Origin of the sequence: Streptomyces sp. H39-C1, assembly GCF_027158125.1 — a bacterium.
Classification (GTDB): domain Bacteria; phylum Actinomycetota; class Actinomycetes; order Streptomycetales; family Streptomycetaceae; genus Actinacidiphila; species Actinacidiphila fildesensis.
Window position 1 is genome coordinate 1 of the sequence record NZ_JAPVLS010000017.1, and the last position, 7722, is coordinate 7722.

General features: G+C 70.5%; 5 protein-coding genes. 4 read left to right on the forward strand and 1 reads right to left on the reverse strand.

Translation table 11 applies throughout. The features are described from left to right. Positions 1 to 87: 87 nt before the first annotated feature. Positions 88 to 2472 carry a heavy metal translocating P-type ATPase gene (locus tag O3W51_RS13810; RefSeq protein ID WP_269285952.1) on the reverse strand — a complete coding sequence of 795 codons (2385 nt, stop codon included), beginning with the start codon at positions 2470 to 2472 and terminating at the stop codon, positions 88 to 90. Between the two features lie 844 nt (positions 2473 to 3316). Here O3W51_RS13810 and O3W51_RS13815 point away from each other — a divergent pair. The 4 genes from O3W51_RS13815 to scoD all read left to right on the forward strand — a co-directional run bounded on the left by O3W51_RS13815 (position 3317) and on the right by scoD (position 7677). After that, positions 3317 to 4759 (forward strand): MFS transporter, encoded by a 1443-nt coding sequence (locus O3W51_RS13815; RefSeq protein WP_138352562.1) that lies wholly within the window; start codon positions 3317 to 3319, stop codon positions 4757 to 4759. A 132-nt stretch (positions 4760 to 4891) separates the two neighbouring features. Next, positions 4892 to 6241 carry a beta-ketoacyl-ACP synthase 3 gene (locus O3W51_RS13820; RefSeq protein WP_381585920.1) on the forward strand — a complete coding sequence of 450 codons (1350 nt, stop codon included), beginning with the start codon at positions 4892 to 4894 and terminating at the stop codon, positions 6239 to 6241. Between the two features lie 4 nt (positions 6242 to 6245). Beyond that, entirely contained in the window at positions 6246 to 7139 is an 894-nt protein-coding gene (scoE, locus tag O3W51_RS13830; RefSeq protein ID WP_138352564.1) for a (3R)-3-[(carboxymethyl)amino]fatty acid oxygenase/decarboxylase, read from the forward strand. 4 nt (positions 7140 to 7143) lie between these two features. Beyond that, the gene (gene scoD, locus O3W51_RS13835) at positions 7144 to 7677 is read left to right on the forward strand and encodes a (2E)-enoyl-ACP glycyltransferase (RefSeq protein ID WP_269285954.1); all 534 of its coding nucleotides are present in this window, start codon (positions 7144 to 7146) and stop codon (positions 7675 to 7677) included. Positions 7678 to 7722 lie beyond the last annotated feature (45 nt).

Here is a 7722-nt window from a genome sequence, read left to right on the forward strand (position 1 = left end):
CAGACCCGCGATCCGAGCAAAGAAGTCCTCGAACCACGCCGCCCAGACCTCAACGTCCCGCTGCGTCTCCACGCCCTGACCAACGACTCACCCGATCAGCAGGCACGAACCGCCCCTGTAGTACAGGGACCGTTCGCCGCCCTGCCGCCGCCCCGGCGTATGCCCGGACCGTCCGCCGCCTCCCGGCCCGGATCCCGGGGTGGGTCCGGTGCCGGACGAAGGAGCGAGCAGCCGCAGGCTGTTGCCGACGACGAGCACCGAGCTGGCCGACATCGCCAGCGCCGCGAACATCGGGTCGAGCCAGCCGGTCGCCGCGAGCGGCACGGTGAGGATGTTGTACCCGAACGCCCAGCCGAGGTTGGCACGGATCGTGCGCAGGGTGCGGCGGGTGAGCCGGACCGCTTCCACGACCGCCTCCATGTCCTCGCGGACGAGCGTGATGTCGGCCGCGCCGATCGCCACGTCGGTTCCCGCTCCCATCGCCATCCCGAGATCGGCGACGGCCAGTGCCGCGGCATCGTTGACGCCGTCACCGACCATCGCCACCCGCCGCCCGGCGGCCTGCAGTTCGGTGATGATCTCCGCCTTGCCCTGTGGGAGGACACCCGCGTGCACGTGAGTGATGCCGGCCTGCTCGGCGACCGCCTCGGCCGCGGCGGGACCGTCGCCGGTCAGCAGGACGGATTCGATGCCCAGCTCCCGCAGATGGCGTACGGCGCGATAGCTGGAAGGACGTACGGTGTCGCCGACGGCCAGCACGGCGACCGCCCGGCCGTCCAGCTCCACGACGACGGCGGTGTGCGCGGCGCGCTCCGCCCGGTCCAGCGCCTGCCGCAGGACATCGGGGAGAGCCGATCGGCCGCGGGGGCCGGTCACCCGGATCTCATGGCTCTCGACCCGGCCGGACACACCGACGCCGGGCAGCGCCCGGAAGTCCTCGGCCGCGGGGAGCGCGTTTCCTTCTCCCGCGCGGCGGCGCGCGGCGGCGGCCACCGCCCGCCCGATGGGGTGCTCAGAGCCGTGCTCCACCGCGCCCGCCAGCCGCAGCACCTCGGCCGCGGCCGGCCCGTCGGGGACGGTCGTGGCCTCAACGAGTGTCATCCGGCCGGTGGTGAGCGTGCCGGTCTTGTCGAACACGACGGTGTCCACCCGGCGCAGCCGCTCCAGTGCTTCGGGCTCGCGGATCAGGATGCCCAGTTGGGCGCCGCGTCCGGTGGCGGCGAGAAAGGCGGTCGGAGTGGCGAGACCGAGCGCGCACGGGCAGGCGACGACCAGTACGGCTACGGCCGCGGTCACGGCAGCTTCCGCGCCGGCACCCGCTCCCAGCCAGAAGCTGAGCACGGTGGCGGCGACCGTCACGATGGCGGGGACGAAGACACCCGCGATGGAGTCCGCGAGCCGCTGGATACGGGCCTTGCCCGCCTGGGCGTCGGTCACCAGGCGGGTGATGCGGTCGAGTTGGGTGTCGGCGCCGACGGCGGTCGCCCGTACCACCAGCAGCCCGCCGGAGTTGACCGCCGCGCCCACGACCGTGGTCCCGGGCCCGACCTCCACCGGAGTGCTCTCACCCGTGACCAGGGAGAGGTCGAGCGCGGAACTGCCCTCGACCACGACACCGTCGGTGGCGACCCTCTCACCGGGCCGGACAAGGAACTCCTGGCCCACCCGCAGCTCCGCGATCGATATCCGCGGGCCGCCGTGTCCGTTCCGGTCCCGCAACTCGACGTCCTTGGCGCCGAGTTCGGCCAGCGCGCGGAGCGCCGAGCCGGTGCCGCGCCGCGCGTGTGCCTCCAGCCAGCGTCCGGTCAGTACGAACAGCGGGACGCCGACCGCCGCCTCCAGATACACATGGGCGACCCCGTCGCCCGCTGTCGGCAGCCAGTTGAACGGCATCCGCATGTTCTGTTCGCCGGCGCCGCCGAGGAACAGCGCGTACACGGACCAGAGGAAGGACGCGGCCGCCCCCACGGACACCAGCGTGTCCATGGTGGCCGCCGAGTGCCGCAGCCCCCGCAGAGCCAGCCGGTGGAAGGGCCAGGCCCCCCATACGGCGACGGGTGCGGCGAGGGTGAAGCACAGCCACTGCCAGTGGTTGAACTGCCAGGCCGGGACCATGGACAGCAGCATGACGGGGAGCGCGAGCGCCGCGGTGCCGAGCAGCCGGTCACGGTCGGCGTCACGGGCCGGGGCGCCATCGGTCCCGGCGCCGTCGGCCGTTGCGGTGGTTCCGGAGCCGGCCGGTGCGGGCGGCCGCGGGAGTTCGGCGGTGTACCCGGCCTGTTCCACGGCCGAAATCAGCTGCTCGGCGGACATCTCCGGCGGGTGGGTGACCCGGGCCCGTCCGGTGGCCAGATTCACGCTGGCGGTCACGTCCGGGAGCCTCGCGAGCTTCTTCTCCACCCGGCCGACGCAGGCCGCGCACGTCATACCACCGACGACCAGGTCCGTGGTGACCGGACCGGTGGCCGTCATCTTCCGGCCCCCGGGAGCTCGGGCCCCTGCGATCCCATGCCGCCCATGCCCGGCATCCCACCGCCGTCGGAGTCCGGTTCGGACGGTGCTCCCGGCTCCGCACCGGGACCGGATCCCGGCCCGGAATCCGGCGACGGATCGCCCGGGACACGTGGTGCGTCATTGCCCGTCCGGTGGATTCCGGGGGAGACGGGACCGGCCGCCCGGCCGACCGCGAACGAGCCCGCCATCAACACGGCCAACAACACCAGGAATCCGAGCAGGGCCGGTGGTGGCGCGGCCCGGGATATACGCCAGGAGCTGGCGGAACGCGAAGGAGTGCGGGTTTCTGCCACGGGAGTCAATGCCACTCCCTAATGTTTGCATGCCGTACGGGGCTGGTAGCCCGATCGGCAACTCAGTAAGGTGTGAGGAAAAATATCGAAGGGGCCGGGAACTGAACGGCTCCGTCATCCGACTACTGTAAAAGACCTGTTGAAGGCCGGTGTCGTGAGAACGACGCGGTGTCGCGGGAGTTACGGTCGGAATTCGCCATCTCCTCTGCCGTGCAGGGCCGCAGGAATGGCCAAAAATAGCAGGTTTGGTCAGCTGCTCGGGTTGACATCGTCTCCAAGAGTGCCCAATATTTTGGCCAGATATCGGCGGCACATCCCCTTGCTCCGAAACGGCGGCTCCTCCGGATCATAAGGAAGCCGCATTCGCAACAGGACGTCAGGTCAGTCCAAAACGAATGCACGGCGTTTGCCGCGTTCCGGGACCTCGGTCAGGATCCAGGACGGGCCGCCGCTCCCGGCGTATGACGGGCATACGACCAGGGGCGGATTCCAAGGGGGAACGTCCGAGCATGTCTGCACTGAAGGCACCACCCGCTCCATCGCGCCAACGTCTCGGACTGTCCTTGTTCGTTCTGGCCACCGCCCAACTCGTCATCGCTCTCGACTTCAACGTCGTCTATGTCGCGCTCCCGAGCATCGGCAGCGGTCTCGGCTTCTCGGCCCAGGACCTCCAGTGGGTGGTCAGCGCCTACGTCGTCGCCACCGCCGGCTTCCTGCTGCTGGGCGGCCGGACCACGGACCTGGTCGGCCGCCGCCGGATCTTCGTCGTCGCCGCGCTGCTGTACGCCGGCTCCTCGCTCGTCGGCGGACTGGCCGGATCCGCCACCGTCCTGGTGGCCGTCCGAGCCGTCCAGGGCATCGGCGGGGCACTGCTGTTTCCCGCCACTCTCTCTTTGATCACTACGCTGTTCAGCGAGGGACCGGCCCGCAACCGGGCGCTCGCCGTCTGGGGCGCCGCGGGTGCGGGCGGACTCTGCTTCGGCTCACTGCTCGGCGGGGTGCTCGTCGACGCGTTCGGCTGGCCGTCGGTCTTCTACGTCAACGTGCCGCTGGCCGGGGCGATCGCCGTGGCGGGGTGGATGCTGTTCCCCGCTGACGAAGTGCGGGGGCAGCGGCGGGAGTTCGACGTGGCCGGCGCGCTCGCGGCGACCGGCGGCATCACGCTGCTGGTCTTCGTCCTGGTGCACGCGCCCGAAGCCGGCTGGACCAGCGCCTCCGTCCTCGGCTGCTCGGTGGCTTCCGTCGCCCTGCTCGCGGCCTTCGCGGTCATCGAGACCCGCACCCGCGATCCGCTCACCCCGGCCCGGCTGTTCGCCCACCGGAGCCTGGTCGCCGCCATGGGACTGACCGCGGTGTTCAGCGCCACCTTCAGCTCACTGCCGTACTTCCTGACGCTGTACTTCCAGACGGTCCGTGGCTACAGCGCCCTCGAGACCGGGCTCGCCTTCCTCGTGCCGGCGCTCGTGGTCGCGGCCGGCACCAAGGCGGGCGAGCTGGCGGTCGGCGCGATCGGGATGACGAAGACCCTGCTGGGATCACTGCTGCTGGGCGCCGCCGGTGCCGCGCTGCTGGCGCTGGGGCTGACCACCGACGGCTCGTACGCGCGGGTGCTGCCGGGGATCGTGCTGCTGAGTGTTGGGCAGGGCGCCGGATGGACCGCGATGTGGATCGCGGCGGCCGCCGGGGTCGCGCCCGGGGACCAGGGCGTCGCGTCCGGTCTCGCGTCCACGACCCTCCAGGTCGGTGGTGCGGTCGGCCTCGCGGTGCTGGTGGCCGTCGCCGACACCGGCCGGCACGGTGGACTCACCGGCGAGGCGCTGCGGCTCGCCCTGCTGGGCGACATCCGCACGGCCGTGTACGTGATCGCGGCCGGCATCTGTCTGGGCACGGTGGTGCTGCTGGCTTTCCGCAGAGCGCCGGGCCCCTTAACTCCGGCCCCTCCGGCGCCCTGACCCGGGTCACGCGTGGCGTTGCGGACTGCCGCCCGCCGTCCCTGCCGCTTCCGATTTCCTCCCGGCCTCCGTGGCCGCGCAAGTGCACGCATACCGAGGAGAACCGTCGTGCTCAGCCCGAACACTCCGACCCTGCCGAACACCGTCACCGATCCGACCCACCCGGCCCACCGGCCCGACAGGTCACGGCCCGTCGCCGTCGTCTGCGGACTCGCCGGGTGGCTACCGCCCCGGGCCGTCACCAATGAAGAACTGTCGCAGCGTCTGGACACCACCGACGCGTGGATCAGGACCCGTACCGGCATCGGCCGGCGGCACTTCGTGGACCCCGGGCAGGCCACCTCCGACCTGGCGGTCGAGGCGGGCCGCCGGGCGCTGGAGTCGGCCGGCATCGAGTCGGTGGACGCGGTGATCGTCGCCACCACCACCCCGGACCGCTCCTGCCCGGCCACCGCGCCCGTCGTCGCCGACCGGCTCGGTCTGAACGGTGTGGCCGCGTTCGACGTCAGCGCGGTCTGCACCGGATTCGTCTACGGGCTGGCGTCCGCGGCCGGGCTCATCGCGGCCGGTGTCGCGCGCCGGGTGCTGCTGATCGGCGCGGACACGTACTCCGCCATCGTGGACCCCGGCGACCGGGCGAACGCGATCATCTTCGGCGACGGTGCGGGAGCGGTGGTGCTGCGCGCCGGGCACGCCGACGAGCTCGGCGCCGTGACCCACTTCGACCTCGGCAGCGACGGCGCCAACGAGGACCTCATCATGGTCGCGGCCGGCGGCTCCCGGCAGCGCGCCGACGGCGCCACCCGCGCGGACCAGCACTTCGCGATGCGCGGCCGGGAGGTCTACCGGCACGCCGTGACCCGTATGGCCGGCTCGGCGCGCGCGGTGCTGGAGCGCGCCGACTGGAAGGTCGAGGACGTCGACCACTTCGTGCCCCACCAGGCCAATCTGCGGATCCTGCACTCGGTGGCCGACGAGCTCGGCCTCGCCAGGACCGCCTGTGTGTCCAACATCGAGTCCGTCGGCAACACCGGCGCCGCCTCGATACCGCTCGCCCTCGCCGACGCCGCCGCCCGGCAGGCCGTCCGGCCGGGCCAGCGCATCCTGCTCACCGCGTTCGGAGGCGGCCTCACGTGGGGCTCCTGCGTGCTGCGGTGGCCCGACCTCACCGCTTCCGGTACCCGAAGGACAACGGAGGAGACAGCCCACATGAGTACCACCTACGAGCAGTTGGTCGCGATCATCGCGAAGCTGCACGACGCGGACCCGGAGCTGGTCCGCCCCGAGGCGTCGTTCGCCGAACTCGACGTCGACTCGCTGACGATGGTCGAGATCAGCATGCGCCTGGAGCGTGACCTCGGCATCGAGGTGGCGGACAACGAACTCCGCGGCGACCTCACCCTCGACGAGGCCGTACGGCTGATCGACGCCAAACTCGACGGCCCGATCGGCACCCCGGCCACCCACCACACGAAGGGCTGACCCCATGAAGATCACTCCGCAGGCCGGCAAGACGCTCGGCGCGAGCATCGAGGGCTTCGACCACGCCGCCGCCTCCGACGACGACATCGCCACGCTCAAGCAGACGGTCTACACGCGCAAGATCGCGGTGCTGAAGGGCCAGGACCTGTCGCCCAAACAGTTCCTCGAACTCGGCAAGCGGCTGGGCCGTCCGGAGACGTACTACGAGCCCATGTACCAGCACCCCGAAGTCGAGGAGATATTCGTCTCCTCGAACGTCCCCAAGGACGGAAAGCAGATCGGGGTACCGAAGACCGGCAAGTTCTGGCACGCCGACTACATGTTCATGCCGGACCCGTTCGGACTCACCCTCATCTACCCGCAGGTGATTCCGCAGAAGAGCCGCGGAACCTATTTCATCGACATGGGGCGGGCGTACGAGGCGCTGCCCGAGGACCTGAAGCAGGACATCGAAGGAACCTACGCACGGCATTCCGTACGGAAGTACTTCAAGATTCGGCCGCACGACGTGTACCGGCCCATCTCCGAAATCCTGGAGGAGGTCGAGACCAAGACCCCGCCGGTGGTGAAGCCCACCACCTTCACCCACCCGTTCACCGGTGAGACGGTGCTGTACCTCAGCGAGGGATTCACCGTCGGCCTGGAGGACGCGAACGGCGTGCCGATCGACGAGGCGCTGCTGCGCCGGCTGTTCGAGGCCACTGGCCAGCTCGACGACGAGTTCACCCATCCCGGCATCCACCTGCAGAGTTTCGAGCAGGGCGACCTGCTGGTCTGGGACAACCGCAGCCTGATCCACCGGGCCCTGCACACCGCCACTCCGGAGCCGACGGTCTCCTTCCGCGTCACGGTGCACGACGAGCGCAAGCTCTACGACACCGAGTCTCCGGCGGCGTAGCGCGATGACCGTCTTCGCCACCGACACCGAACTCCTGTCGCAGGTACTGCGGCCTTACAAGGCGAATTGCCGTTATCTCCAGTCCGCCGAGGTCGCCGCGGAGAACGGCCGGGTGTCGGCCGTGTGTGAATTCTCCATCGACGAGTCCTGCTACATCGACGACACCGGGCACCTCAACGCGGTCGAAGTGAACATCAGCTACAACCAGATGATGTATTACGTGGTCGCGAAATCCGTCAAGGAGGGGCTGCTGGCGGAATTCAGCTCCTGGACGCTGGAGGACTACTGGCGGCACCAGCTGCCCGACATCCTCATCGCCCGGTTCGGCGGGAGTTTCCGGCGTCCCATCAACGGCCGTGCCTTCTCGGGGGAGTTCGCATTCCTCGCGGTGGACCGGCGCTCACCCGGCGGCGGTGCTCCGCTGATCATCGCGGACACCTCCTACCGGTACTGGGACGCGGCGGGCGGCCGCTGTGACGGCGAGGTGAAGCTCGCCTTCGTCAACGCCTTCGACGAAGCCGCCGTCGGCACGTCCTGAAGGCCCCCTGAAACCGCCGCGCGCCGCGTCCCAGTACCGGTAGGA

Coding starts and splice junctions, on each gene's coding strand:
- scoD (WP_269285954.1), top strand. CDS start 7,144: ATGACCGTCTTCGCCACCGACACCGAACTCCTGTCGCAGGTACTGCGG.
- O3W51_RS13810 (WP_269285952.1), bottom strand. CDS start 2,472: ATGACGGCCACCGGTCCGGTCACCACGGACCTGGTCGTCGGTGGTATG.
- scoE (WP_138352564.1), top strand. CDS start 6,246: ATGAAGATCACTCCGCAGGCCGGCAAGACGCTCGGCGCGAGCATCGAG.
- O3W51_RS13815 (WP_138352562.1), top strand. CDS start 3,317: ATGTCTGCACTGAAGGCACCACCCGCTCCATCGCGCCAACGTCTCGGA.